The sequence below is a fragment of the Leucothrix arctica genome (genome assembly GCF_003172895.1).
Lineage (GTDB): Bacteria > Pseudomonadota > Gammaproteobacteria > Thiotrichales > Thiotrichaceae > Leucothrix > Leucothrix arctica.
Window position 1 is genome coordinate 144,869 of record NZ_QGKL01000035.1, and the last position, 25,768, is coordinate 170,636.

Consider the following 25,768-nt stretch of genomic DNA (forward strand, 5'->3'; position numbering starts at 1 on the left):
CAGTGTCGCTGGGTAATTGATACTCAGTGGCGCTGATAGCATTACTACTAACGTGTTTAGCTTAGGAGCTTACAAGTGAAAACATTTGAAACGATCAAAGACATCTTTGACAATACAGAAAAATTCCACAGCTATGCCGCTGACTTTTATGACAAGCTCGATGAAGAAAGCAGTAATCCACGTACAAAAATGTTGCTGAGTTATGTGAAAAAGCATCATAAAGCGGCGGTCAAAGAACTTAAAAAATTCACTGAGCATACCTCAGACGCTGTACTGAAAACGTGGGTGCAGGTTACCTTAGAAAAATCTCCGGAAGACTTCTTTAGTCACCTCTCATTTCATAAAGACATGAATCACGAGGAAGTGGGTGCGCTTGGACAACAAGTAGATGGTTATCTAGTCGATGTTTATGACGAGATGAAGGACGTCGCTTCAACGGACGAGTTGCGAGGCATATTTCAAAATTTGATGGAAATGGAAGTGACGAGAAAACGTCGTTTGTCTCAGGCGGTGAATAGCTTGTTACGAGAAATGTAAGAAAGACAGTGCGCTTATGTGCGCACTGTTTCTTGATCGATAATGACGGGTTGAGTTAACGGCTTGCCGTCTAAGTAAGCGATATCACCTTGGTTATTCAAACGTCCGTTTGCAAACCAAGTGACTACTTCTGGATATACGACATGTTCAATTTTATGAACACGTGCCTGAAGTGCTTCCTCATCATCGCCTGCTAAAACAGGGACGCGACCTTGAACAATGACCGCACCAGAATCAAGCTCAGGCGTCACATAGTGGACACTAGCACCGTGGTGACTAACACCATCAGCTAGTGCACGCTTATGAGTGTCTAAGCCTTTGTAAGCAGGGAGTAGCGCAGGGTGTATGTTGATCATACGACCGTTATAATGCTCAACAAAACCTTCGCTCAGTATGCGCATGAAGCCAGCTAATACGATGAGCTCAGGATTGATTGGATCAATCACCTTAATCATCTCTTGATCAAACGCTTCACGAGAGTCAAATTGCTTATGGTCGATTACCGCGGTTGGGATACCTGCTTTTGCAGCACGCTCCAAACCAAATGCATCCGCACGATTACTCAGTACTAACTCAATTTTAGCATCTAGATTATCGGCAGCCAGACGATCCATGATCGCCTGTAAGTTGCTGCCGCTACCAGAAATTAATACAACAATTGATCGCATTGATTAAACGTACTCAACATAGGCTTCTTCAGTCTCAGCAGCGCTGATCTGACCAAGCTTAAAGCTCTTAATGTCTTGTAGCTTAAAGCTGTTGATGACTTCATCAGCTTGATCTTCAGCGACAACCAATACCATACCAATACCGCAGTTAAAGGTTTTTAGCATTTCCATGTCTTCGATGTTGCCTTCTTTTTGAAGCCAATTGAAGATCTCAGGACGGTCCCAGCTCGTTAGATCAATTACTGCTTTGCAGTTACTTGGTAAAACACGAGGAAGGTTTTCAGTTAAACCGCCGCCTGTAATATGAGCAAGTGCTTTAATATCAAACTGCTTAAGCGCTTTTAGCAAAGGCTTAACGTAGATAATTGTTGGTTCTAGAAGTGCATCACCTAGTAACGTTTCTTCTTTATCAGAGAACTTCTCATCTAGCTTAGCGCCAGATACTTCGATCACTTTACGTACTAAAGAATAGCCGTTTGAGTGAGGGCCGCTAGAAGCAAGACCGATCAACACGTTGCCGTTAGCAACAGAGCTTTGATCAATGATTGCGTCACGCTCAACAACACCTACACTGAAGCCAGCAAGGTCAAAATCGCCTTCACGATAGATGCCCGGCATTTCAGCCGTTTCACCACCAATTAGCGCAGCGCCAGCTTGCTCACAACCGTCAGCAATACCTTTGATTACGTTTTCCGCGTCATCATTATTCAACTTACCCGTTGCATAATAGTCGAGGAAAAATAATGGCTCAGCGCCCGTTACAATGATGTCATTGACACACATAGCAACCAAATCCACACCAATCGTGTCAAAACGGTTCATATCAATAGCGAGTTTTAACTTGGTACCAACACCGTCAGTACCAGACACTAGTACAGGGTTTTCGTAGCGACTTGGGATAGACATAAGCGCACCAAAACCACCAAGACCACCCAATACTTCCGGGCGTTTAGTACGTTTTGCGTGAGGTTTAATGCGGTCGATTAATGCGTTACCAGTTTCGATGCTAACACCAGCGTCCTGATAGGTCAGGGAGGTTTTATTCTCTTCCATTGAAGCGTAGATCCTTACGAACCGTTTAAAAAAGAGAATTCTACCATGTTTTAATTCAATTACGACGTGTGATGTGTTTTTATTACGAGCCCTGATTGATGCTGTAGGTTGATGGATGTCACGCGCACTAGAAATTCTTAACACGACCTTTGGTTATTCTGAGTTTAGACATAACCAAGCGGACATTATTGATACCGTCATATCTGGGCAAGATGCCTTTGTATTGATGCCTACAGGTGGCGGAAAGTCACTTTGTTATCAAATACCTGCAATGGTTCGTGACGGTATCGGGATTGTTATATCGCCACTCATTGCTTTGATGCAAGACCAGGTGGATGCCTTAACCCAAGTAGGTGTTAGAGCGGCTTTCTTGAACTCGACTTTAGATAATCAGCAGCGACAAGCGGTTGAATCAGCCTTACGAAACCAAGAGTTGGACTTTCTCTATATAGCGCCAGAGCGTCTGAGTAATGAGTACACATTAAGCCTATTGAGTCAGTGCAAAATCTCTTTGTTTGCAGTGGATGAAGCACATTGTGTATCGCAGTGGGGTCATGATTTTCGACCAGAGTATCAGCAGCTAAAAATCCTTAATGAGCGCTTCCCAGACATTCCATGTATTGCGCTGACAGCAACGGCGGATAAGCGTACTCGCCAAGAAATTATTGATCAGCTTCACCTACAAGACGCCAAAGTATTTGTTAATAGCTTTGATCGACCTAATATCAAATACACATTGTCAGATGCGCCAAATTCACGTGATCGTTTATGGCGTTTCATACAAGAAAATCATCCTACGGATGCCGGTATTGTTTATTGCCTATCACGTAAGAAGGTAGAGGCAACCGCAGAGTGGTTAAGTAATAAAGGCCGAGTCGCCTTACCGTATCATGCAGGTTTACCGGCAGAGCTACGCCAACATACTCAAGCGCGTTTTCTGCGAGACGAAGGTGTGATTATCGTTGCGACAATTGCTTTCGGCATGGGTATTGATAAGCCTGATGTACGTTTTGTGGCTCATCTAAGCCTACCTAAAAATATAGAAGCTTATTACCAAGAAACAGGTCGAGCAGGGCGTGACGGTACACCCGCTAACGCGTGGATGAGTTATGGCCTTCAAGATGTTATTACGCTTCGGCAAATGATGCAGGATGGCACGGGTAGTGAAGACTACAAGCGTGTCACGCAGCATAAGCTTGAGGCGATGTTGGCATTGTGCGAAACAGTCAGTTGTCGTCGTGCGGCTATTCTAAATTACTTTGGTGAGCCTAGAGATAATGGCTGTGGTAATTGCGATAATTGCATCAACCCACCTGAAACCTGGGATGCGACTGAGGATGCGCAAAAAGCATTGTCAGCAGTGTACCGCTCAGGACAAAGCTTCGGTGTTGCTTATGTGACCGACATATTGGTGGGTAAGGATGATGACCGAATCAAAAATAATGGTCATGACAAGCTGAAAGTATTTGGGTTAGGCAAACACCATACTCAAGTGGATTGGCGCAGCCTGTTTCGTCAGTTGATTGCGCAAGGTTACTTGTTGATTAATATGGAACGGTTTGGTGCTTTGCAACTCACTGAAAAAGCACGTCCATTACTAAAAGGCGATGCGGGGCTTCAAGCGCGTAAATTAGCTATTCCAAAGCTTGCAGGGAAGTCTGGAAAAACACGAGAACGTGCACAACTGAGCTCCGATGATGATGTACTGCTAACCGCGCTAAAGGCGCTTCGGTCTGAACTTGCGAAAGAGCAGGGTGTGCCGCCTTACGTTATTTTCCATGACAAAACCTTGGAAGAAATGGCGCAGCGTCAGCCGCAAAGTAATGAAGAGTTCCGTTATCTTGCAGGTGTGGGAGAGTCAAAGTTAGACCGTTATGGTGATGACTTTATGGCGGCTATCTCTGAGCACCTTATTCATAATGAGCCTGTCAGTCCTGCGAGTTCTGCGACAACGACGTTGGCTATGTTTGAGCAGGGTATGACGATAGAGCAGATAGCTAAGCAACGGCAAGTTGTTGCGATGACGGTGTATAGTGAACTGGCTGATGCAGTGCGTGAAGGAAAGTTGTCGGTTGAAGATGCGACAGATTTAGGTGAGGAAGAAATTGCTGAAATTCGTCAGGCGGCGGCTAAGTTGTCAAACCAGTCTGAGGGAGCGTTGAAGCAACTCTATGCAGATTTGAATGGGGTTTGGAGTTATGGAGTGCTTAGGTGTGTTTTGGCTGGGTAAGAATATATTAATATTTTGACGCTCTTTCATTCTCATTTAAAAGCCACCTGTGAATACTTTCATCAGGTGACTTTTGTTTAACTAACAGTTAAATGCGTTAAGCGCTTAATTATTCGTGTCGTCTTTAACCAAACGAGTAAGTAGTGCCGAATTCGCTCTATTTGAACCCGTTGCACCATCTTGAAAGTAAACAGCCCAAGATAGCTGATCAGCAGGTCGAAAATTAGCATACATAGGAGCCTTGCTTAAACTAGAGCTCCAAACAGAGGCTACCGTTGTCGTCGGAAATATACTGAGATTAATAGCAGGGTTTCCACAGCCATATTCAACAATACTGATTAGCTCTTTAATGTTAGGAAGTCTCCAACCCTCGGGGACTTCTTGGTGAGCTTGAAGCCAGTTTCTTGCTATCGGGCTACCTTCACACGTGCTTGTTTCTTGGCTCCATGCTTGTCCTTCCATGCAACGCTTCCAGATTAAACCCGTTTGCTTATCCTTAGCTTCGCCATCAGACAGTTCATATCGTGAGTTCGGTGCTAACTGCTCAGTGTTCTCATTACAGACTTGAGCGGCGAATGCTGCACTAGATACGCTCAATAATAGTGTTACTAGAGTTGCGTGAGTAATTGATTTCATGATTATTCCTCGCTTGCCGTCGTTGATTTACTGACAAGTCGTACAGCCAAAGATGAAGACTTAAGATTCGTATGAATATGACCGTCATAAAACGCAATGACCATAGCGTACGCAGGTGAACGAGCACTCAATGTTTCTGTGCTGTAAGTACCGTAAGTTGTATGCGGGAAGAACGTTGAGTCAATTGTGCGGCTGTTATCATTAAAGTTAAGCAGCGAAGAAAGTTCATGGACTGTTGGCATCTGCCAGTCAGTTAAACCACAAAGTGATTCAGCATTTACACGTGCAACAAAAGCTTCCGTATTACAGTATGTGCTTGTATCGTTTACATCAAACCCTGAGCAAGAGTTTGGGCTGTAAATGGAGCGTATTGTTCCATTACCTGCGCTACCATTCTTACTAGGGTCTGTTGAGTACCATGTAAATGTATCGTCAGCAGAGTGCGCACCTGCAGCGGCAGTGCCGTTACCGAGTCCTTTTTTACTCTCCCAAACTAAGCCAGAAACATTATCTTTAACGCAAGACCAGCTTTGTGCCGATGCAGCTAGTGGGCTACCTGAAGCATCTAGTTTAGTAAAACTAAAGCCTGCGTGACCATCACTATCATCGTTTGCAGTTGCGTCACGGCCACTGACAGCATCTTGACCTTGTGGTATCGCGTCGCCTTCTGAGTCAGTTTCAGCAGTACATGTCGTTAAGTCATTTTGATGGTTAACGCTATTATCATAAGCATAATCACCACAAACAGTGAGGCCCGTATCGTTAAGAGGTACTTGAGCAACAGGCGTTGTAGCACCCACATTCACCACTACTTTAGCGCTATTTGTACGTCCCCAAGCATCTTCAAAGACATACCAAAACTCATCTACACCTTCGAAGTCAGCATAGGGAGTGTAAGATAATTTCCCATTAGTGATTGCAACAGTGCCCCAGCGTACTGAGCTTGTATTGACGCTTTTCAGGCTTAACCCGATACCCGCGTCATTAGCGAGTACATCTATGATAGCGCTAGTGTTAACGGTAGTTTCAGCAGTATCGCCACTCGCTGTTGGCCAAGCGTCAGGCTTATCTTCAGTGCTTAAAAGTACTTTGACTTTGCCCGCGTTTGAGCGTCCCCAGCTATCTTCAAATACATACCAAAATTCATCGACCATTGGCCATGAGTTTTGAGAGACAAATGCTCTAAACGTCACGCTTTTCTTGTCATCACTTAGGCGAACGATATTGCCATTTTGAGTCCATTCGTTAACGGATGTGATTGATAGTCCCACACCGATGTCGTTAGCAAGAACATCAATAGGGATGTAAGAGTCAGAGCTAATGATATAGTTTGGTTGCGCTGTCTTTATGTGTATGAAATCTTCAGTAGCCGTAGGCCAAGCTTCAGGTTGTTCAGTCACATCACCTTCGATACGCACCGTCACCTGTGCCGCATTAGTTCGACCTTGGTTGTCTTGAAAGTCGTACCAAAACGTATCTGACCCTTGGAAATCAGTGCCTGGGACAAAAGTCACCGATGTTCCATCTTCATTAATACTGGCGCGCCCACCGTTAACAGACCAGTCATTTACTTTGGTGAGCACCAAGCCTTCACCGGTATCATTAGCAAGCACGTCGATGCTAATGGATTGGTTAACGGTTGTGACTGCGTTATCTGCTTCTGAAATAGGCCAGTCTGCAGCGACTGCCGTGGCAAAAGGGATACCCGCCATCGCTAGATATAAGAGGCTTTGTTTTAGTTTCATTGTTGTCCTTAACGTATGTGATTTATGAGTCAGAATAAAATCAATAACAAGACAGTAACGGCTTTACTAAATCAACGAATGTGGGATGCGGGTCAGTGGTGGGAGTTCTCAGATATTAGGTAAGTCATAAAATGATTATTTTATAAGCTGAATATTTTTTTATTAGGGAATTTACTGCATGGTCAAATACAAAAAAGGCACACCTACGTAAGCAGGTATGCCTTTTGAAAACTAAAGCATTGGCTTATTTGTTCTTAATGCCTTCAACAAACAAGTCTAGCTCAACTTCAGCATCGCCAAGTTTTGTGATGTTGTAATCTTTAAGTGCAAAGCTTGCATCGCCTTTAAAACCGATACGCTCGCCACCCCAAGGATCTTTACCAGCATTCGTCATTTTCACATCAATCGTTAATGGCTTAGTGACGCCATTAAGAGTGAAATCACCCACTAGCGTGCCTTTCTTATCTTCGCCAAGTTTAAAGCTAGTGCTCTTAAACGTTGCTTCGCCAAACTTATCCGTATTTAAGTAGTCAGCACCACGTAAATGCTTATCACGTTCAGCGTGGTTAGAGTCAACAGTTGTCGTTTTGATTGTTACGTTAAGTGTTGAGTCCTCTGGCTTTGCTTCATCAAAGCTGAAAGAGCCTTCAAATTCATTAAAACGACCATTTACCCAGCCAAAGCCAAGGTGGCTTACAGCAAACTCAATCGCTGTGTGAGCGCCTTTTGTATCAAGCGTATAGTCAGCAGCTAGCGCATTACCAGTAAACGGCAGCGTTGTTGCAAGTAGTGCAGAAGCAATTAATTTTTTCATGTTTTATGTTTCCTAAGTGTCATGTTATTCAATGTGTCATCACGGTCGATATAGTGATGTTTTAAGGCGGCCAGACCATGAGCGCCTGCTAAAAGTACTAAAGCCCAAGCAAGATAAAAGTGAACGTCACCTGCAAGGTCAGTGTATTCGGGAGTAATTTTTAATACTGAGGGCACGTCAAACCACCCAAAAAACTCAACGCCATCGCCTTTCGAAGTGGATATCAAATAACCACTACAACCAACAATAAGAGTCAATACATACAACAAGCGATGGCTAATGGATGCAATTTTTTTCTCCCATGGCTTATGTGCTGCTAAGGGGCGAGGCTTAGGGTTGACCATTTTCCAAAACAATCGAACTATAAGTAAGCTTAGTACAAGCAGCCCAAAGCTTTTATGCCACCAAGGCGCTATGTGATATAAAGAGTCGTAGTAGCCGAGGTCGGTCATGTACAAACCGACACCAAATAATGCAAACAATATAAGAGCCATACTCCAGTGCAAGGCGACAGCGACTAAGCCATAGGCCGTGCTGGTATTTCTAATCAAAGGCTTTTTCCTTAAGTGTTTAATTTGTTATGTTTTTGATTACGGGAATAATAGCGGTTTGGATTCATAACACAATTAGAAAATATTGCTCATAGGTTTCAATGAATTCGAACGCTAAAATTGACTTAGATAGTTTACGTGTAATAGAAGCAGTCGCTGAACAAGGTAGCTTTAGTGGTGCTGGGATCGTATTGCACCGTGTGACATCAACTATTTCCTATACTGTTGCGAAACTAGAAAAATCATTTGGTGTTAAGTTTTTCGAAAGGCAAAAAAACGGCGTCGTGTTAACCGAGGCTGGGCGAGAATTATTGCGTCACAGTCAAAATTTGCTGCAGGTTGCCAGTGATGCACAACGTGCCATTGAGCGTGTTGCCAATGGTTGAGGCACAGCGAAAGGGGCTCGGTGTGGGAACTGTTTCGAGAAAACTGGTCGAACCACATATCGCTAGCGGCGAGATGGTAATTAAAGAAGTTGAATTAGATACCAACGGATTTTACCCAGCGGTGTGTGCGTGGCGAACAACGCACAAAGGGCAAGGTCTGCAATGGCTAATCAAGCAGTTGCAGAAGGATGAAATAAAACAACAATTATTGGATGTGAAATAATGAATGTAATGAAGTGGTCTATAAGTACCTTACTATGTAGCTTGACCTTAATAGCGACACCCAGTGTTGCATCAGAAAAAATGAGTGGTGTATTCACTGTCTCAAAAAGTTGCGAGGCCTATCGCTCTATTCGCAAACAATCTAACCCTGTTGAGTTGGAGAAAGGTAAAGCGTATACGGTGAGAGCAAAGAACAAACCAGCGCCAAGTCATTACCTAATCGATATTCCAAAGCAGTCAGTACCAAGCTGGGTCTCTGTTGACTGTGGAAGTTTAAAGGGTGGGGCGGTCGCAAGCTCAGCACCTAAAAGCTCAAAATCAAAAGGTAATGAATACTTACTAGCATTGAGCTGGCAGCCAGGTTTTTGCTCAACACACGGTAGCAAGAAAGAATGTAAACGTGCGGATAGTGGTGATCACTCAGCGAAGAACTTATCGCTACATGGTTTATGGCCACAGCCGCGTGACAATGCTTATTGCGGTGTGAGTGAAGCGGATAAAGCAATTGATCGTCGTGGTCGCTGGGACTTGTTAAAGAAGCTAGACCTAAGCTCTGATACTGTTAAAGCGTTAAGTGTGGCGATGCCGGGTTACTTGTCGGCTCTACAGCGTCATGAGTGGATTAAACATGGAACATGTTATTCGAAAGATGCTGAGACTTACTACAAAGACTCTATTCGAGTAACTAATGAGTTTAATGAAAGCCCTGTTGGAGCGTTGTTTGCATCAAATAAAGGCCGCTCATTGCGCTTGAAAGATATACGTAAAGCCGTTGCTAAAAGCTTTGGTGATCAAGCAGCGTCGAGAGTTTCATTGCGTTGCGGCCGTAGAGATCAAATCACAGAGTTGTGGATTGGTATGAAAGGCGATGCGGCAAATGACTCAATGAAAGATTTGATGGCTGCGGGTAAAGCGCCTTCATCAAACTGTCAGTCTGGCTTAGTTGCAAAATATTAAGACATAAAGTTCACCCTGTCGGATGGTAGCTTAACGGCATTGCCTCCGATCAGGGTTTATATTGCTGGATGTACGGCAGCGCATTAATCTACGGCTAAGCATGAGGCAACCCCAAGCCTCAACCTCTAATAGTGTCAGTTCAGGTATACTGTTTCATATGGATTTTTCAAAACCCCTCAAAATCTACCCCACTGCTATGCACGCTTGCGCTTATTTGCCAGGTAAACTCGCTCGAAATGCCGTAATAGACCCTGATTTTGATATGACAATGTCGGTGTATGATTACTTGATAAAATCAGGTTTTCGTCGCAGTGGCAGTCAAGTATATCGCCCGTATTGTGAAGGCTGTAATGGGTGCATTACGACGCGTATTGAAGTCAAAAAGTTTGCCATGAGCAAAAGCCAAAAGCGTAACGCAAAGCTAAATCAAGACTTACGTGTTGTGATCAATGAAGATGGCTTTAAAGATAAATACCTTCCACTTTATGAGTCTTATTTAGCGTCACGTCATGACGATACTGAAGCAGAAGGCGTACAGGATTTCTTGGCTGCCTCTTGGTGCGACACGTTGTTTGTAGAGTTTTACGACGGCGAAGAAATGATTTCGGTGGCAGCGGTTGATCGTTTGGAATCAGGCTTATCGGCGGTCTATACCTTCTTTGACCCTGAAAAAGGCGGTAAACGTGGATTAGGTGTTTTTGCGGTGATCTGGCAAATAGAGCACGCGAAGAGCCTTGGGCTAGAGTATGTCTACCCCGGTTACTGGATTAAAGAGTGCCGCAAAATGAATTACAAAACCCGCTTCCAACCTTTAGAAGGCTTGGTTGACGGTAATTGGAAGCCGCTAGAAAAGCAGTGAGAACGACTTTCTTCTCACTCATCGGCTAACCATAATAAAATTCCCTTAATCACCATTATTACCTAATGGTGATTTCTATCGCTTCGGTAGTTTAAATAAATAGCCGCTTTACTGTAATTCCCAAGAAATTTGGTTATCATTCCCCTTCGGTTTAACTGCAGGAATATAAACTGTACGCAGAAGTTTCAATGCTTTTGCTGCGTTCGAATTCCTCGCTTATAAAGCAGTTTCATAAACTCAGGTTTAGAAGCATTAAGGTGCTATAGCATGACACAGACAATTACGATCGCCCTTTCAAAAGGTCGTATCTACAAAGAAACAATGCCACTTCTCAAAGCAGCAGGTATTGAAGTATTAGATGATCCAGAAACTAGCCGAAAGCTGATTTTGGACACCACCAATGAAAACATTAAAGTAGTTATTATTCGCGCGACAGACGTACCGACTTATGTTGAGTACGGTGCTGCGGATTTGGGTGTCATTGGTAAAGACGTATTGATGGAGCATGGCGGTCATGGTTTGTACGAAATGCTTGACCTAAATATCGCGTGTTGCAAGTTAATGACCGCGGGGTTTAAAGACACTCCATTGCCAGAAGGTCAGCTGAAAGTGGCGACAAAGTTCGTTAACTGTGCAAAAGACTTCTTCTCTGGACAAGGGCGTCAAATCGAAGTGATCAAACTTTACGGCTCAATGGAACTAGCACCGATTGTTGGTTTAGCTGACTGTATTGTTGACGTTGTAGATACGGGTAATACATTGCGTGCTAACGGCTTAGTTCCACAAGAGCATATTGCTGACATTAGTTCGCGTCTTGTTGTGAACAAGGCATCAATGAAAATGAAACATACTGCTTTGCAGGGCATTTTAGACAAAGTGTCTGCGGCAGTAGGCGCAAGAAAATAACGGAGCTTTACAAAATGAAACACCAGACGGATGATTTGCGAATTACAGCAGTAGAAGAAGTTTTATCACCAGCGGAACTTATTAAAGAGTTTCCAGGTTCTGATAACGCTTTTGATACTGTCTATCAAGCACGTCAAGAAGCGCATCGCATCATCAAGGGTGAAGATGATCGCTTGTTAGTTGTCGTTGGCCCATGTTCTATCCATGACACTAAGGCAGCGCATGAATATGCGGATCGTCTAATGGTGATGAAGGAAGAGCTAAAAGATCATCTACAGATCGTCATGCGTGTTTATTTTGAAAAGCCTCGTACGAGCGTTGGTTGGAAAGGACTGATCAACGATCCTGATATTACAGGTGAGTTCAACATCAATAAAGGCTTACGTGTAGCGCGTGGTTTGTTGGTTGAGCTTTCTGAAAAAGGCATGCCAGCGGCGACTGAGTTCTTGGATTTGATCTCACCACAGTATGTTGCTGACTTGATTAGTTGGGGCGCTATTGGTGCGCGCACGACTGAAAGCCAGGGCCATCGTGAATTGGCATCGGGCGCGTCTTGCCCAATCGGTTTCAAGAACGGTACTTACGGTAATGTTGATATTGCGATCAATGCAATCAAAGCAGCATCGAAGCCGCATCACTTCTTGTCTGTGACTAAAGAAGGCCATTCAGCGATTTTCACTACGAAAGGTAATGAAGATTGTCATGTGATTTTACGCGGTGGTCAGCGTCCTAATTATGATTCGGTCAGTGTTGAAGATGCGTCAAATGAGCTTGCTAAAAATGGCTTATCACCATCATTGATGATTGATTTTAGTCATGCGAACAGCCGTAAAGATCATAACAACCAACCTAAAGTCTCGGCGACAGTAGCGAATCAAGTCGCTAGCGGCAGTCATGCGGTAAGTGGCGTGATGATTGAGAGTCATTTGGTTGCTGGAAATCAGAATGGTGAGGGCGTAGATAATAGTAGTTTGACTTACGGTCAGAGTATTACGGATGCGTGTATTGATTGGGACGATACGGTAAAAGTACTTCGTCAATTAGCAGATGCAGTGGCAACACGCCGCGCACTGTAAGCAGGTAAGCGAGATGGATATTAAGCGATTAAACACCAGTGATGCTAGCTTTTGGGATGACCTAAAGGGCATGCTGGAGTGGGAAACGGTTTCTGATAAAGCAGTTTTTAACACAGTAAATGACATCCTAGCCGATGTACGTACGCGTGGTGATGAAGCGCTGCTTGAGTACACAAACCGCTTTGACCGTATGGATGCTGGAGCAATGTCTCAGCTAGAAATTCCACAAGCGCGTTTGCATGAAGCACATGCTAACTTGCCCGCTGACCAGCGTGAAGCGCTTGAGTTGGCAGCAGGTCGTATTCGTAATTATGCTGAGCATCAGACGATGGAGTCTTGGCAGTATACGGAAGCGGACGGTACGGTATTGGGGCAGCAAGTCACCCCGCTTGACCGTGTTGGTTTGTATGTGCCAGGTGGTAAAGCGGCTTATCCTTCATCGGTATTAATGAATGCAATCCCTGCGAAAGTCGCGGGTGTTGCTGAGTTGATCATGGTTGTACCAACGCCAGATGGTGTTGTGAATGAATTAGTATTGGCTGCTGCGTTAGTCGCAGGTGTTGATCGTGTATTTACAGTGGGTGGCGCGCAAGCGGTTGCTGCATTGGCTTATGGTACTGAGTCTGTTCCACCGGTTGATAAGATCGTTGGGCCGGGTAATATTTATGTTGCTACGGCTAAGCGCATGGTATTTGGAACGGTGGGTATCGACATGATCGCTGGGCCATCTGAAATCCTTGTGATGTGTGATGGCAAGACTGATCCAGATTGGATTGCGATGGACTTGTTCTCACAGGCTGAGCACGACGAAGACGCACAGGCTATCTTGCTAACCACTGACGCTGCATTTGCTGAGCAAGTCATTGAAAGCATGAAGCGCCAAGTATTAGAAATGCCACGTGCAGACATCATTCGTGAGTCGATCGTTAGTCGCGGTGTTGTGATTGTTGCCGATGACTTGGATAACGCCATTGAAGTGGCTAACTTCATTGCACCTGAGCATTTAGAGTTGTCTTTAGATGACGCAATGGAAGTGTCTAGCAAGATTCGTCATGCAGGTGCTATCTTCATTGGTCGTTATACGTCTGAAGCGATTGGTGACTACTGTGCTGGGCCTAACCACGTACTGCCAACGTCACGTACAGCGAGATTCTCTTCACCGTTGGGTGTTTATGATTTCCAAAAGCGTTCGTCGTTGATTTCATGTACTGCTGACTCTGCGTCTCGTTTAGGAAAAACAGCGTCAGTATTGGCACGTGGCGAAGGGCTCATCGCTCACGCACGTTCTGCTGAGTATCGTATAAAGGACTAAGATATGGTTGCACTGACTGAGTTAGTAAAAGCTGCTGATGAATTATTGGATGTGAGTCGATTTAGAGACTACGCACCGAATGGTTTGCAGCTGGAAGGTAAGTCTGAGGTGCAACGTATCGTCTCTGGTGTGACCGCGAGTCAGGCACTCATTGATGCTGCAATCGCTGAAAATGCAGATGCCATACTGGTACACCATGGTTGGTTCTGGAAAGGTGAAGACCAGCGCATTGTTGGGATGAAAAAGAATCGCGTAAAAGCGCTACTGCTGAATGACATTAGCCTGATTGGCTATCATCTGCCATTAGACGCACACCCTGAGCTTGGTAATAACGCTCAACTTGCTAAGCGTTTTGGTTTTATTCGCGAAGGTGCGATGAACAAAGAAGGTGTGGGTGACTACGGTCATCTTGCTGAAGCGTTATCCGTTTACGAACTTGCACAAACTATTCAAAAATCATTAAGCCGCACACCGACTGTTGTGGTTGCAGGCGAGCATAAAATCAAAACTGTTGCTTGGTGTACGGGCGGCGCTCAGTCTTATATTGAGCAAGCTATTGAGCTGGGTGTTGATGCCTTTGTGAGTGGTGAAATTTCAGAGCAAACGACGCATTTGGCGCGTGAGAATAGTGTTCATTATTTCGCGGCAGGGCATCATGCTACTGAGCGATATGGTGCGCCAGCGCTGGGTGAGCACTTGGCTGAGAAGTTTGGGTTAGAGCATACGTTTATTGATATTGATAACCCTGCTTAAGTATAGTTTTCCACAAGATGAAGAACGTTTGCACAGTTTAATAGTCTACTTAGCGTGATTTATGGAATTAAATATTATAAGTGTATTAGCTATGACTTTAAAAAACTAATCGTTATTTTTCATTAAAAAAGATAAGTAACAAGGTGGCGAGTTATATGCCAACTTCATCGTTTTGCCAAAATTATGACTAATGAATTTATCTGTGTAGTTGGACTTAATGAAAAGGTAATCATCCAAAAGCATGAATAACTTACCTAGTAAAATTATCTGTGATCACTGTGGATAAAGTGTTTTTTGACGTAACCTTCGAGTCGAAAATGTCCAAAAATTAGATATGTGTTCACAGTTAGCTATTGTCCAAAAGCCTCAAGAAGTTTGAAAGAGTGAGTCAGGAAGTCGCAACCTCATCTTCTGCTTATAATGCTTCAATGTTGAGTGATCAGACAGCGATGTCGTTTGTACCTGTAAATAAGGTCACTATACCTTTTATAGCGAGCTTTTCAGCTGTAGGTACACTAATGGATGCGTATAACTACGGTAGATGATAGTTTGGAGGGGGAGAAATGGTTACTGGATCTAATTTATATACCGAAGAGCAGCAGGCGTGGCGTGAGTATTCTGCGTTGGGAGGAGTGATACCTGTATTGGCTTTGTCTTTCAATCAAACGGCCATTTATTTGTTGGCTTTTAGTGTGGCTATACTCTTTTTTTTATGGGTGAAGAGAAAAAGAAGTTGGTACAATAAAAAAAAGAAATTAACATTATTTTTTCTGTTGTGTACGAGTTTCGCTGTTGTGATGCAAGGTCATAATGAAGGATTAGCTCTTTTAACATATGTTATTGGTTGGGTAATATATTTATTTTCTTACCCAAAGTCTAAAAGTGCGAAATAATACAATAGCATTGATAATTGGGAGCATCAGATGGTGTTACTATTTAGATAATTGATACTGTTGGCATAAGTACGCTAAGCGCAGCTGGTTACTCTGAATCGACTGATGCGTTCGTTCCAGCCTACGCCTTTCTATCTGCATGGTATCCACCATCAAAAAAGGTAGTGATTTACCATAAAACCGCTTGGTCGCAGCTTCTAAAAAATCCCGTTCGATCTTCGCATAATGTACCAACAGCACCTTGCCTTTTACCGCTTCAAGTAAACGATCCAAAGCATCATGCAGCGGCACACCTGTTTTCATTCTGTCATCGGTAATCTGGTGAATGACAACACCCTGTGCGGGGAGATCACGTTTGAGTCTAATCACTTCATAGTTAGACGAAGCCATCGAAATACGCCCGTCTTTATACGTTTAAAGACGCGAGATACCACAATTATGACGCGACTAAAACCCATGCACTTCGCTATGTGAAAAATACTGCTGGCACCACATTACGAACGTATAACTACGATGCCAATGGAAATATGGAAAGTGGTGATAGCCGAACTATTGAATGGACAAGTTTTAACAAACCATCAAAAATTACCAAAGGCAAAACTGTTGTATCGTTTGGTTACGGTATAAACCGTGAATGCCTGGTTAAAGAGGTAAAAGATGGTACCAAGACATGGTACATCGGTGGTTTAGTTGAGCGTGAGCTTAAGAAGGATGGTTCAGAACTACTAAAGTACCACCTTAAAGTCGGTGGTAACGCCTTTGGTACTATCAAGCAAAACTTTAATGCTGCGAAAAGCCGTACATCACTGACCTTGCGCTATGTGCTAAAAGACTACTTAGGCTCTGTCGATACCATTGTTGACTCTAATAACAAGAAAGTGGCTAAGCTAAGTTTTAGCAGTTGGGGTGAGAGACGTGGTGATACATGGAGTCCATTAAATACGATTCAGTACAACAGTATGCTCGCGGGGATCAATAAAGAGTCAGTTAAACGAGGCTTTACAGGTCATGAGCATGATGATGAAGTTGGTTTAATCAATATGGGTGGGCGTTTGTATGACGCGAAGATCGGTCGATTCATTAGTGCTGATCCGCATGTCCAAGCACCGAGTGATACTCAGAGTTATAATCGGTATAGCTATGTGAAGAATAATCCGCTGTCTTATACTGACCCTAGTGGTTACTTCTTTAAGAAGTTGTTTAATAAGATCGGGACATTCCTGAAAAAGTATGGACGTACGATACTTGCTATTGGTGCGGCTGCATTGACAGCTGGGTGGTCTTTGGGGTGACAGGCTGCTGCAGGTATTGGTACTGCGATGAAAGCCGGTGCGTTAGCAGGGGCTGTGTCAGGTGCTATAATGACTGGGAGTGTCAAAGGAGCTTTATTTGGAGGTTTGTCTGCTGGGATTGCATTTAAAATAGGTGCTGCTGCTAGTTTAGGTAAGTTTGGTAAGTCACTTGCTCATGGCGCAACACAAGGAGGGGTCAATGTTCTTCAGGGCGGAAAGTTCAGATCAGGCTTTATGGGAGGTTTTTTTGGTCACCTTTCTGCTGGCTTAGGGCAAAGTCTTGTTGGCGATGGCCGTTCATGGGGGAGCATTATGGGTCGTACTGCTGTTTCCTCAGTGGTAGGAGGCACTATCTCTAGAGTATCGGGTGGTAAGTTTGCTAATGGTGCAATTACAGCTGCTTTTACACACTTGTTTAATGCAGAGACAGCAAAAAAAATTACTTGGGATAAGTTATCATTAGCCCAAAAAAGAAATGTTGTCTCAGGAGTGGGGTCTGACTACGATAGATTATTAAAAGATTATGGTAATATGACTGATAAGGAGATAGGGGCACTTCTTGGAATTAACCCCTTTGAAGCTAGATATAGGGCTTTAAAAGGACTTAATCGAATTAAAATGAATATTCTAAATGTACAAATCGCAGATGCATTCGCTGATACGGCATCTTATGCATCTGACGCTTTTGCTCTAAAAAGAACATCTAAGGTTGCTCAGGGTCTCTGGGGCTTTCTCTCGGGTGCGACAGGCGATGGTCATGTTGTAGCACGAGGCTATATTTACGTTGATACTAAACATGGTTATATTTTTAAGGCAGGTTGGGGAATTGAATAATTTAAGTAAGTTGTTATTTGTTTTTTTCATGTTTTTTTGTGTAAGTTGCCAAGCGAGTTCAGAGCTCTCTGCCTTATTAGAAAAGGTTAGAAAAGAACAGTCAAAGTTAAATAACGCAAGATCAGTTCTTGATTTAAAAACATACACCTCGTATGTCGATCAATATAATAATCATATTGTTGATCATGGCTTCGAGGATCTTTCTCCTAGCATTATCTCTCATATTAGAGGTCGTTTAGAGTCGGTGGACTGTAAAAATTTGGTAGAAAAAAATGATAGAGAAACACTCCACATGTTATTTCGAAACTTCAATATTTTTGAATATAGGTGTATTTCAGATTTTTCATTTGATAATGATCTTGAATTTTTATTATTTCATACTGACTCTATTGATGAAATTGTAAATAAATACGAATCAACGGTTGGTTCAATCCCGCCAGCAGCGGAAAAATTCATATATGATCTTGCCTTTGTGTATTGTGAAAAATACCTCATAGACTATTTATCTGAGAGAGGCGTTTCAGAGGGTAATATGTTCACTGAAGCAGAGTTTATACTTAGAGAAGAGTCCAGTATGTACTCCTGTTTGTAACTAACTAGGTATTTTTTGTTCTTAGTGTTTTGTCTATATGGATGTTTTAGCTATCGTCGTTTACATCATTCAGTGGCACACCTGTTTTTCATTTTGTCATCGGTAATTTGTTGAATAACAACACAGTTAGATGAAGCCATCGAAATACGCCCGTCTTTATACGGCATATAACTCACGCTCAGGATCGCGTCAGTATTTGCTTGGAGTCCTGTCGTTTAAAATTCAATGGCAGAAAGACCACCTCATCAATCGGTGTTTTTTTAACAGGTAATACCGCATTCAAATAAGCACGTGCAGTCGGGTTGTTGACATGGGGTAGCAGCTTATGTTGCTGGTGGACAAACCAGATATTAAATTCCCTGAAAGATTACTAAGCAAGGTCCCAGTCGCGGAAATAAACAAAGCCTGCATCTGTCAGTCTTGCTTGTTAAAACATGCGGCTAGTCAACGAGCATAAAAAAGCCACCAATGCTAAAAGCAAAGGTGGCTTATATTCAAGCTCTCAAGCAGTCAGTCTTAGCTTAAACCACCCAAGCAAACATACTTGATTTCTAAGTAGTCTTCGATCCCGTACATAGACCCTTCACGGCCCAAGCCAGACTCTTTCACACCACCAAAGGGTGCAACTTCAGTCGAGAACGCGCCGGTGTTCACCGCAACAATTCCATACTCCAAACCTTCACTCACTTTTGTATAAGTGTTGATGCTCTGAGTGTAGAGGTATGCCGCCAAACCAGCGTCAGTGTCGTTTGATACAGCAATCGCTTCATCAATCGTTTCAAACTTATAGACAGGTGCAACAGGGCCAAAGATCTCTTTAGAGCAAAGTTGCATAGAGTCATCAGCGTTAGTTAAAACAACAGGACTTATGAAAGGTGCTCTTTTGTTAGTGACTAAGTCACGCTTAGTCGCTTGCACAGCACCTTTCTCTTTAGCATCTAGAATTAGTTTAAGTACTGACTCATGTGCCTTCTCATCAATTAAAGGCCCTAAATCAACACCTTCTTCCATGCCGTTACCGATTTTAAGCTTGTCAACCTCAGCTGCCAGCTTTTCAACAAACTCATCATGAATGCCGCTTTGTACATAGAAGCGATTAGGGCAAACACAGGTTTGACCGTTGTTTCTAAACTTAGCAACGACTGCACCGGCGACCGCAGCATTAACATTAGCGTCATCAAAAACGATAAATGGCGCGTTTCCACCGAGCTCAAGAGATAGCTTTTTGATGTTGTCCGCAGACTGTCGCATAAGGATTTTACCGACACCTGTAGAGCCAGTGAAAGACAGCTTACGTACTGTTTTGCTTTCACAAAACACTTCACCGATAGCAATAGAGTCACCTGTAATGACTTGTAAAACTCCAGCTGGAACACCTGCTTCTTCAGCGAGTGCAACTAGTGCAAATGCGGTTAGTGGTGTCTGTGGTGCAGGTTTAATAATCATCGTGCAACCTGCCGCTAGAGCAGGGCCCGCTTTACGTGTGATCATTGCTGCTGGAAAGTTCCAAGGTGTAATCGCAACCGTTACACCAATAGGCTCTTTTCTAACCGTCATGCGTGTGCCAGGAATGTTCTCAGGAATGATGTCCCCATAGATACGTTTACCTTCTTCGCCAAACCACTCGATAAACGACGCGGCATAAGCGATTTCACCCTTAGCCTCGCCGAAAGGCTTGCCTTGCTCAGATGAAAGAATTAACGCTAAGTCATCCTGGTTAGCCATCACTAACTCGAACCAGCGACGTAATATCGCAGATCTAGTTTTTGCAAGTTCTGAGCGCCAGCCAATTTGTGCAGCTGCTGCATGCTCAATGGCTTTAAGTGCTTCCGTATCATCCATGAACGGCACAGCAGTAATCACTTCGCCTGTTGCAGGGTTCATTATATCTTCTGTCTTCCCTGAAGCCGCTGAGTGCCACTCTCCGTTGATATAACATTTGTCTTTCAATAGAGCAGGTTGAGTAAGAGTCTTCATGAATATTACCTCATGTTTGATGTTGTATGATTTTTATGACTGCCTTGATATAAAAAGTTAGGCGGTTTACCTATATTAATTACATTTAAGGGTGGTTAGATGCTTTGTAATTGTCTGGCTTATTAGGTGCTTTTTAGCCAGTCAGCAATTACATTGACTTGTTCGTCATTACGCAGTGTTGGCGTATGGCCGGTGTTTTCAAATTCCACTAGGGTCGTTTCTGGGCCTGTTGATATCATTCTTTGTGCAACCTCTTCAGTCAAAAAACTTGAGTCTTTGCCTCGAAGTATGAGTACTGGGCAGCTTATTTGGTCCCATGCTTCCCACATATCAACATTAAGATAAGTAATTGATTTTCTAAAAGCTTCACCGACACACTTGTCCGTTTTCAAACGCCATTTACCCTTGCTCGTGCGTCGGCAGGAGTGCTTTGTTAGGTGTTTCCAGTCCACATCAGTCATGGGAGCAAACTCTTCATAAATAACTCTGAAATAAGCTTCGACGTCTTCAAGTGTGTCAAAGTCTTCCTTCGGTTCCATGTTCTCAGACAGTGAGAGTAAGGTATCGCGAGCAACTTCCGGACCAATATCATTAATCACGAGTCGGCGAATAGGGGACTGCGGCAGTGAGGCTAAAACCATACCGATGATGCCTCCCATAGAAGTACCAATCCAGTTCACTTCTGTAACACCTAGGCGAGCAATCAGAGCATTCATGTCTGAATTGTACTGTAGGTAGTTGTAGCCTTCGTCTGTACCTAGGTGGTCGCTATCACCACGGCCCACAACGTCAGGACATACGACTCGATAATCTTTGCACATTTTCTTTGCTAGATAATCAAAATCACGGGCGTTTCGGGTAATACCGTGTACGCAGAGCAGGGTTTCTTGTGTGTTGAATTTACTCGCTTTTCCCCATTCAATGTAATGGATTCTGTGAAAGCCGTGAAAGCCTAAACCAAGATGAAATTTTGTTGAATAAGCAGTGGCAGGTTGGGTTACTTTATGTGGCATATTATTAGCTCCTGATTATTTGGTTGATTTTAGAGACTTGAGTTGTCCTTGAAGGACTTCAAGCTCTGCTTGCATATTGGCCAACTTTTTCTCCAAATCTACAGTGGTATTACTACCTGTAGCTTCAGTGGTCTCTGTATCTTCTGTTGTCTTATGATTAAATATTTGAAGCGATTGATTGAAAAACTCAATGTTTTGTCGTGCAATATTTTGACCAAATTCCATCGCTACTTGGGTGTTTTTGTTGATGGCGTCACCCCAAGCTTCGGTCATTTTGTTCTTTTCTGTTTGAAACAACCGCATCGATTCTGTTAGATAATCAGGCACCATGTGTGAACAAGTATCCGAGTACATATTGATCAATTGCTTTTGTACTTCTAACGAAAAGTGATAATTTTTAGGCTTAACTTCTTTCTCAAAAATGATCTGATTAAGAATGCTACGGGTGATGTCATCACCGGTTTTTTTGTCTTGAATAATAAATGGTGTATCTGAATTAATCAGCTCTATCACATCATCTAGTACTATATATGTACTAGTCGAAGTGTTGTAAAGACGACGATTAGGGTACTTCTTTATTAAGATCGGAGTTGGCTCGGCTGATGCCGTATTCTCATTCTCTAGGGTTGTTTTTTTTGTAGAGTTTGGCACGTTCGTTACCTGTTATATTGCAGTGCACATCTTATCATGTATGTTTATTGCAAACAAATATATGTAATTACGGGTTTGTTTTTTAGAGATTAACTATATGTTTTAATTGTATTTATTTTGGGTTTGATGTTTCTTTGGAGGGTAGTTATGAGCTTGAATTGTGCGGCGCAGCAAATAAATGTTGCAACGCACAAATAGTTGGGTTAATCTAGCATCACGGTCTGACTAAAGATGGAGATTTACATCTCTAAAATTTAATTCATTAAGAGGTAATTTGACATGGCTACAGTAAAGACGAAAACAGAAGCGAAAGTACAAGAAGCAGTAGAAAAGACACAGGAATTTGCAACAAAGCAAATCACTGCATCTGAGAAAGCTACTGAGAGCATGATTGAGTTCAACGCAGCAATGTTTAAGAACAGTGAAGTTGTTGCTAAGAAAGTTTATGACAACTACTTATCAAATGTTGCAGCAAGCTTTGAAGCAATGAAGTCATTGAACAAAGCATCTGACGCAGCAGAGTTTTACAAAGTTGCTTCTAAGAATTCAGCAACAGCTTCTGAAAAATTCATGGAACAGTCGAAAGATCTAATCGAGCTTTCTGGTAAGATGATTAAAGAGACGACTGAAATTGGTCAAAGTGCTTACGCTAAGAGCTTTGCTTCAAGCATGTAAAAAGCGTTTAGTTCGCAGGTTATGAAAGTAATTTGTAGGCATACTAGAAAAAGCGATTTCATTTAATTATGGAATCGCTTTTTTTTTACTCAATTGTACGAAAAAACAAGAACATTGGCTGATATTGTTTAATTATTGACGTATGATTTGGTCTTATCTTGATCTATTCTAAGTCCATTATTATTAAAATAAATATTCATTATAATTTAATGATATATATAGAATTTATCGTATAGACAGGGGAATTCACCAAACGGTATTGTGATTACACAATATGTTTTAACAAGCGTGTACGGAGAAAAAACGAATGAATGCAGCTCAACTACTCGTAAAGTGTCTCGAAAATGAGGGGGTAGAATATATTTTCGGCATCCCAGGAGAAGAAAATATCGCAGTGATGGATGCACTGCTTGATAGTCCAATTGAGTTTATAATTACACGACATGAGCAGGGTGCTGCTTTCATGGCTGACGTGTACGGAAGATTGACGGGCCGAGCAGGTGTTTGTATGTCAACGTTGGGTCCGGGTGCAACTAACCTAGTGACTGGTGTTGCTGATGGAAATATGGATTTCGCCCCGATGGTTGCGATCGCTGGTCAAGGCGCGACAACTAGAATGCACAAAGAGAGTCATCAGGTACTAGACTTAGTTAATCTGTTTGACCCAATTACTAAGTACTCTACACAAATTCGCGAACCAGAAATTGTGCCAGAAATTGTACGTAAAGCGTTCAAAAATGCTCAAGCTGAAAAGCCGGGCGCAGCATTCATTGATTTCCCAGAAAACGTAGCCGATATGGACGTGGGAAATAGCGTTCCGTTGTTTGTACAATCTCCGCAACAATCAACTGCGCCAGTCGGTAAGTGTCGCCAAGTTGCTGAACTTATTAGTGCAGCAAAAAATCCTATTATTATTGCTGGTAACGGCATTATTCGAAACAAAGCATCTGCCGAACTCGTTCATTTTGCTGAGTTGGTAAACGCGCCTGTTGCGACAACATTTATGGCGAAGGGTGTTTTACCTTCAGCTCATCCATTAAGTCTTGGCACGGTTGGCTTGAAAGCATATGACCTTGTTTCATACGGCATAGATGACGCGGACTTAGTGATTTGTATCGGTTATGACATGATCGAATATGATCCTGCTTATTGGAATCCTAATGCTGATAAGCGCATTATTCATATTGATTCTCGTGCAGCTGAAGTAGATACAAACTACATCGTTGAAGCTGGCGTTATTGGTGACATGAAAAACTCGCTAACTCGTATCGCGGCACGTTGTGAGAGTGAGCCACGCAAGCCAATGGTAAAGTTGCGTGAAAAAATTAAGCATGAACTTAATAAGCACGCTGACGATACTGGTTTCCCAGTTAAGCCTCAGAAGATTATCCATGACTTGGGTAAGGTGTTAGACCCTGAAGATATTCTAATATCGGATGTTGGTGCTCACAAAATGTGGGTTGCGCGTATGTATCAGGCACAGCGTCCTAATACTTGTATCATTTCAAATGGTTTTGCATCAATGGGAATCGCCTTACCGGGCGCTATCGCAGCAAAGCTGGTTTACCCTGAAAAGAACATCGTTGCAGTGGCGGGTGATTCTGGTTTCATGATGAATAGTCAAGAAGTCGAAACAGCGGTACGTCTTGGTCTAAATATTACGATTATCATCTTTAACGATAACAAGTACGGTCTTATTGAGTGGCATCAGCTACGTCATTATGGACGTGCGAGTCATATTGATGTGACAAACCCAGACTTTGTTATGTTTGCTGAAAGCTTTGGTGCTAAAGGCTACAAAGTTGACAGTGCAGAGTCGTTGGTAGGAATTCTTGAAGAAGCAATGAATGATGGCACTGTGTCTATTATTGATTGCCCAGTCGATTATTCTGAAAATATGAAGCTAACCGAACGATTAAAATCTCTAACATCTATTGATCAAGAGTAAAATCTAATGCATACATTTCAATTTAATACGACGAAGTCTGTGCTTTGTGAAGTTGGCGGCACAGCCAAAATTGGCGACCTGATGGTAGCAATGGGCTGTAAGAAAGTCGCATTTGTTACAGACAAGATTATTTTAGAATTGGGTTTAGCGGAAGCTGCCTTAGAAGGACTAAAAATTGCAGGTGTAGAAGTTCACTTAATTGATGATGTTGTTCCTGATCCACCAGAGGCAATGGTGCTAACAGCCGTTGCTGAAGCTGAGAAAGCAGGTGTTGATGGTGTTGTCTCTGTGGGTGGTGGTTCATCGTTAGATACTGCAAAACTGATTGCAGCATTGGTCGGTTCAAAGCAAGAAATTAGTGAAATGTACGGTGTCGGTCAAATTACCGGTAAGCGTCTACCACTTATACTTGCGCCAACAACTGCAGGTACAGGTTCAGAAGTAACGTCCATCTCGATTGTCTCTACTGGCGATAGTGAGAAAAAGGGTGTTGTTTCAGAAGTGTTACTACCTGACTGGGCAGTACTTGATGCAGAGCTAACGGTTGGTTTGCCGAGTCACATTACGGCAGCAACGGGTATTGATGCGATGGTACATGCCGTCGAAGCCTATACCTCAAAGATTAAGAAAAATATCCTTTCAGATACTTTGGCCTGTCGTGCTTTAGCGTTACTTGGAGAAAATATCCATATCGCGTGTAAAGATGGTCAAAATCGTGAAGCACGTTCAAACATGTTATTGGGTTCGATGCTTGCAGGTATGGCATTTGCCAATTCACCTGTGGCTGCTGTGCATGCGCTGGCATATCCATTAGGTGGACATTTTCATGTTCCTCACGGACTTTCAAACGCATTAGTACTGCCTTATGTACTAGAGTTTAATATGGTTGAAGCCAGTGAGCAGTATGCAGATATTGCCCCTATCATCTTCCCAGAATTAGCAGGATTGTCTGTTGAAGCTAAGGCTGATGGTATGGTTAAAGGCTTTATGGAGCTAGGGCCAGCATTGGGTTTACCTACTAAGCTGTCTGAAGTGGGCGTTACCGAAGGTGACTTAGCGATGTTAGCGGAAGATGCTATGAAGCAAAGCCGCTTGTTAATGAATAACCCACGCGAAATGACTTATGAAGCTGCTTTAGCGATTTACACTAAAGCACTGTAAGCGTTTTTCACTGATTCAATTGCGACA

General features: G+C 42.9%; 27 protein-coding genes. 17 read left to right on the forward strand and 10 right to left on the reverse strand.

Features of this window, described 5'->3' with window-relative positions; translation table 11 throughout:
• The first annotated feature begins 75 nt into the window (after positions 1 to 75).
• Complete coding sequence (locus DKT75_RS12990; RefSeq protein WP_109823867.1) at positions 76 to 537, forward strand: ferritin family protein; 462 nt, start codon at positions 76 to 78, stop codon at positions 535 to 537.
• A gap of 14 nt (positions 538 to 551) precedes the next feature.
• Here DKT75_RS12990 and purN read toward each other — a convergent pair whose 3' ends face one another.
• Positions 552 to 1,205 carry a phosphoribosylglycinamide formyltransferase gene (gene purN, locus DKT75_RS21890; protein WP_170310673.1) on the reverse strand — a complete coding sequence of 218 codons (654 nt, stop codon included), beginning with the start codon at positions 1,203 to 1,205 and terminating at the stop codon, positions 552 to 554.
• Between the two features lie 3 nt (positions 1,206 to 1,208).
• Positions 1,209 to 2,258, reverse strand: coding sequence for a phosphoribosylformylglycinamidine cyclo-ligase (purM, locus tag DKT75_RS21895; protein WP_170310674.1), 1,050 nt, complete (start codon positions 2,256 to 2,258; stop codon positions 1,209 to 1,211).
• 115 nt (positions 2,259 to 2,373) lie between these two features.
• Between purM and recQ the strand changes: the two genes are divergently transcribed.
• Positions 2,374 to 4,488, forward strand: a complete 2,115-nt coding sequence (gene recQ / locus DKT75_RS13000) for a DNA helicase RecQ (RefSeq protein ID WP_109823868.1) — start codon at positions 2,374 to 2,376, stop codon at positions 4,486 to 4,488.
• Positions 4,489 to 4,593: 105 nt separating this feature from the next.
• Here the strand turns inward: recQ and DKT75_RS13005 are convergent, their stop codons facing one another.
• From DKT75_RS13005 to DKT75_RS13020, 4 genes are all read right to left on the reverse strand, one after another.
• Positions 4,594 to 5,124, reverse strand: a complete 531-nt coding sequence (locus DKT75_RS13005; RefSeq protein ID WP_109823869.1) for an Lcl C-terminal domain-containing protein — start codon at positions 5,122 to 5,124, stop codon at positions 4,594 to 4,596.
• Between the two features lie 2 nt (positions 5,125 to 5,126).
• Complete coding sequence (locus tag DKT75_RS13010) at positions 5,127 to 6,869, reverse strand: Ig-like domain-containing protein (RefSeq protein ID WP_109823870.1); 1,743 nt, start codon at positions 6,867 to 6,869, stop codon at positions 5,127 to 5,129.
• 244 nt (positions 6,870 to 7,113) lie between these two features.
• On the reverse strand, positions 7,114 to 7,683 hold the full coding sequence (locus DKT75_RS13015) for a YceI family protein (RefSeq protein WP_109823871.1): 570 nt from the start codon (positions 7,681 to 7,683) through the stop codon (positions 7,114 to 7,116).
• Positions 7,680 to 8,234 (reverse strand): cytochrome b, encoded by a 555-nt coding sequence (locus tag DKT75_RS13020; RefSeq protein WP_109823872.1) that lies wholly within the window; start codon positions 8,232 to 8,234, stop codon positions 7,680 to 7,682. The genes DKT75_RS13015 and DKT75_RS13020 overlap by 4 nt, the downstream gene beginning before the upstream one ends.
• Before the next feature lie 101 nt (positions 8,235 to 8,335).
• Here DKT75_RS13020 and DKT75_RS13025 point away from each other — a divergent pair, with 101 nt between their 5' ends.
• The 9 genes from DKT75_RS13025 (at position 8,336) to DKT75_RS13065 (ending at position 15,598) form a co-directional block, all read left to right on the forward strand.
• Positions 8,336 to 8,620: a LysR family transcriptional regulator gene (locus DKT75_RS13025; RefSeq protein WP_109823873.1), complete on the forward strand. Its 285-nt coding sequence runs from the start codon at positions 8,336 to 8,338 to the stop codon at positions 8,618 to 8,620.
• Positions 8,621 to 8,642: 22 nt separating this feature from the next.
• Entirely contained in the window at positions 8,643 to 8,843 is a 201-nt protein-coding gene (locus tag DKT75_RS13030) for a type 2 periplasmic-binding domain-containing protein (protein ID WP_146201375.1), read from the forward strand.
• Positions 8,843 to 9,799 carry a ribonuclease T2 family protein gene (locus DKT75_RS13035; protein WP_109823875.1) on the forward strand — a complete coding sequence of 319 codons (957 nt, stop codon included), beginning with the start codon at positions 8,843 to 8,845 and terminating at the stop codon, positions 9,797 to 9,799. Before DKT75_RS13030 ends, DKT75_RS13035 begins: the two co-directional genes overlap by 1 nt.
• A gap of 157 nt (positions 9,800 to 9,956) precedes the next feature.
• Positions 9,957 to 10,658 (forward strand): arginyltransferase, encoded by a 702-nt coding sequence (locus DKT75_RS13040; protein WP_109823876.1) that lies wholly within the window; start codon positions 9,957 to 9,959, stop codon positions 10,656 to 10,658.
• A gap of 267 nt (positions 10,659 to 10,925) precedes the next feature.
• Positions 10,926 to 11,564: an ATP phosphoribosyltransferase gene (gene hisG, locus DKT75_RS13045; RefSeq protein WP_109823877.1), complete on the forward strand. Its 639-nt coding sequence runs from the start codon at positions 10,926 to 10,928 to the stop codon at positions 11,562 to 11,564.
• Positions 11,565 to 11,578: 14 nt separating this feature from the next.
• Positions 11,579 to 12,640, forward strand: coding sequence for a 3-deoxy-7-phosphoheptulonate synthase (locus DKT75_RS13050; protein ID WP_109823878.1), 1,062 nt, complete (start codon positions 11,579 to 11,581; stop codon positions 12,638 to 12,640).
• 13 nt (positions 12,641 to 12,653) lie between these two features.
• Complete coding sequence (hisD, locus tag DKT75_RS13055; RefSeq protein WP_109823879.1) at positions 12,654 to 13,952, forward strand: histidinol dehydrogenase; 1,299 nt, start codon at positions 12,654 to 12,656, stop codon at positions 13,950 to 13,952.
• Positions 13,953 to 13,955: 3 nt separating this feature from the next.
• Positions 13,956 to 14,705 (forward strand): Nif3-like dinuclear metal center hexameric protein, encoded by a 750-nt coding sequence (locus tag DKT75_RS13060; protein ID WP_109823880.1) that lies wholly within the window; start codon positions 13,956 to 13,958, stop codon positions 14,703 to 14,705.
• A gap of 563 nt (positions 14,706 to 15,268) precedes the next feature.
• Positions 15,269 to 15,598 carry a hypothetical protein gene (locus DKT75_RS13065; RefSeq protein WP_109823881.1) on the forward strand — a complete coding sequence of 110 codons (330 nt, stop codon included), beginning with the start codon at positions 15,269 to 15,271 and terminating at the stop codon, positions 15,596 to 15,598.
• Positions 15,599 to 15,637: 39 nt separating this feature from the next.
• Here DKT75_RS13065 and DKT75_RS13070 read toward each other — a convergent pair whose 3' ends face one another.
• Entirely contained in the window at positions 15,638 to 15,988 is a 351-nt protein-coding gene (locus DKT75_RS13070) for a 3'-5' exonuclease family protein (protein WP_109823882.1), read from the reverse strand.
• Positions 15,989 to 16,068: 80 nt separating this feature from the next.
• On the opposite strand from DKT75_RS13070, the gene DKT75_RS13075 reads away from it, so the two are divergent.
• The 3 genes from DKT75_RS13075 to DKT75_RS13085 are packed head-to-tail and all read left to right on the forward strand — an operon-like array spanning position 16,069 to position 18,316.
• Positions 16,069 to 16,890 (forward strand): RHS repeat domain-containing protein, encoded by an 822-nt coding sequence (locus DKT75_RS13075; protein ID WP_146201376.1) that lies wholly within the window; start codon positions 16,069 to 16,071, stop codon positions 16,888 to 16,890.
• Between the two features lie 27 nt (positions 16,891 to 16,917).
• The gene (locus tag DKT75_RS13080; RefSeq protein ID WP_109823884.1) at positions 16,918 to 17,724 is read left to right on the forward strand and encodes a hypothetical protein; all 807 of its coding nucleotides are present in this window, start codon (positions 16,918 to 16,920) and stop codon (positions 17,722 to 17,724) included.
• Positions 17,717 to 18,316, forward strand: coding sequence for a hypothetical protein (locus tag DKT75_RS13085; RefSeq protein WP_109823885.1), 600 nt, complete (start codon positions 17,717 to 17,719; stop codon positions 18,314 to 18,316). Before DKT75_RS13080 ends, DKT75_RS13085 begins: the two co-directional genes overlap by 8 nt.
• Before the next feature lie 516 nt (positions 18,317 to 18,832).
• Here DKT75_RS13085 and DKT75_RS13090 read toward each other — a convergent pair.
• The 3 genes from DKT75_RS13090 to DKT75_RS13100 all read right to left on the reverse strand — a co-directional run bounded on the left by DKT75_RS13090 (position 18,833) and on the right by DKT75_RS13100 (position 21,957).
• Positions 18,833 to 20,293 carry an NAD-dependent succinate-semialdehyde dehydrogenase gene (locus DKT75_RS13090; RefSeq protein ID WP_109823886.1) on the reverse strand — a complete coding sequence of 487 codons (1,461 nt, stop codon included), beginning with the start codon at positions 20,291 to 20,293 and terminating at the stop codon, positions 18,833 to 18,835.
• A 122-nt stretch (positions 20,294 to 20,415) separates the two neighbouring features.
• A complete protein-coding gene (locus tag DKT75_RS13095; RefSeq protein WP_109823887.1) occupies positions 20,416 to 21,306 on the reverse strand; it encodes an alpha/beta fold hydrolase in 891 nt (296 codons plus the stop codon).
• Positions 21,307 to 21,321: 15 nt separating this feature from the next.
• The gene (locus tag DKT75_RS13100) at positions 21,322 to 21,957 is read right to left on the reverse strand and encodes a polyhydroxyalkanoate synthesis repressor PhaR (protein ID WP_109823888.1); all 636 of its coding nucleotides are present in this window, start codon (positions 21,955 to 21,957) and stop codon (positions 21,322 to 21,324) included.
• A gap of 279 nt (positions 21,958 to 22,236) precedes the next feature.
• Between DKT75_RS13100 and DKT75_RS13105 the strand changes: the two genes are divergently transcribed.
• The 3 genes from DKT75_RS13105 (at position 22,237) to DKT75_RS13115 (ending at position 25,741) form a co-directional block, all read left to right on the forward strand.
• Entirely contained in the window at positions 22,237 to 22,632 is a 396-nt protein-coding gene (locus DKT75_RS13105) for a phasin family protein (protein WP_109823889.1), read from the forward strand.
• A 307-nt stretch (positions 22,633 to 22,939) separates the two neighbouring features.
• Positions 22,940 to 24,580: an acetolactate synthase large subunit gene (locus DKT75_RS13110; RefSeq protein ID WP_109823890.1), complete on the forward strand. Its 1,641-nt coding sequence runs from the start codon at positions 22,940 to 22,942 to the stop codon at positions 24,578 to 24,580.
• Between the two features lie 6 nt (positions 24,581 to 24,586).
• Positions 24,587 to 25,741 (forward strand): iron-containing alcohol dehydrogenase, encoded by a 1,155-nt coding sequence (locus DKT75_RS13115; RefSeq protein WP_109823891.1) that lies wholly within the window; start codon positions 24,587 to 24,589, stop codon positions 25,739 to 25,741.
• Positions 25,742 to 25,768 lie beyond the last annotated feature (27 nt).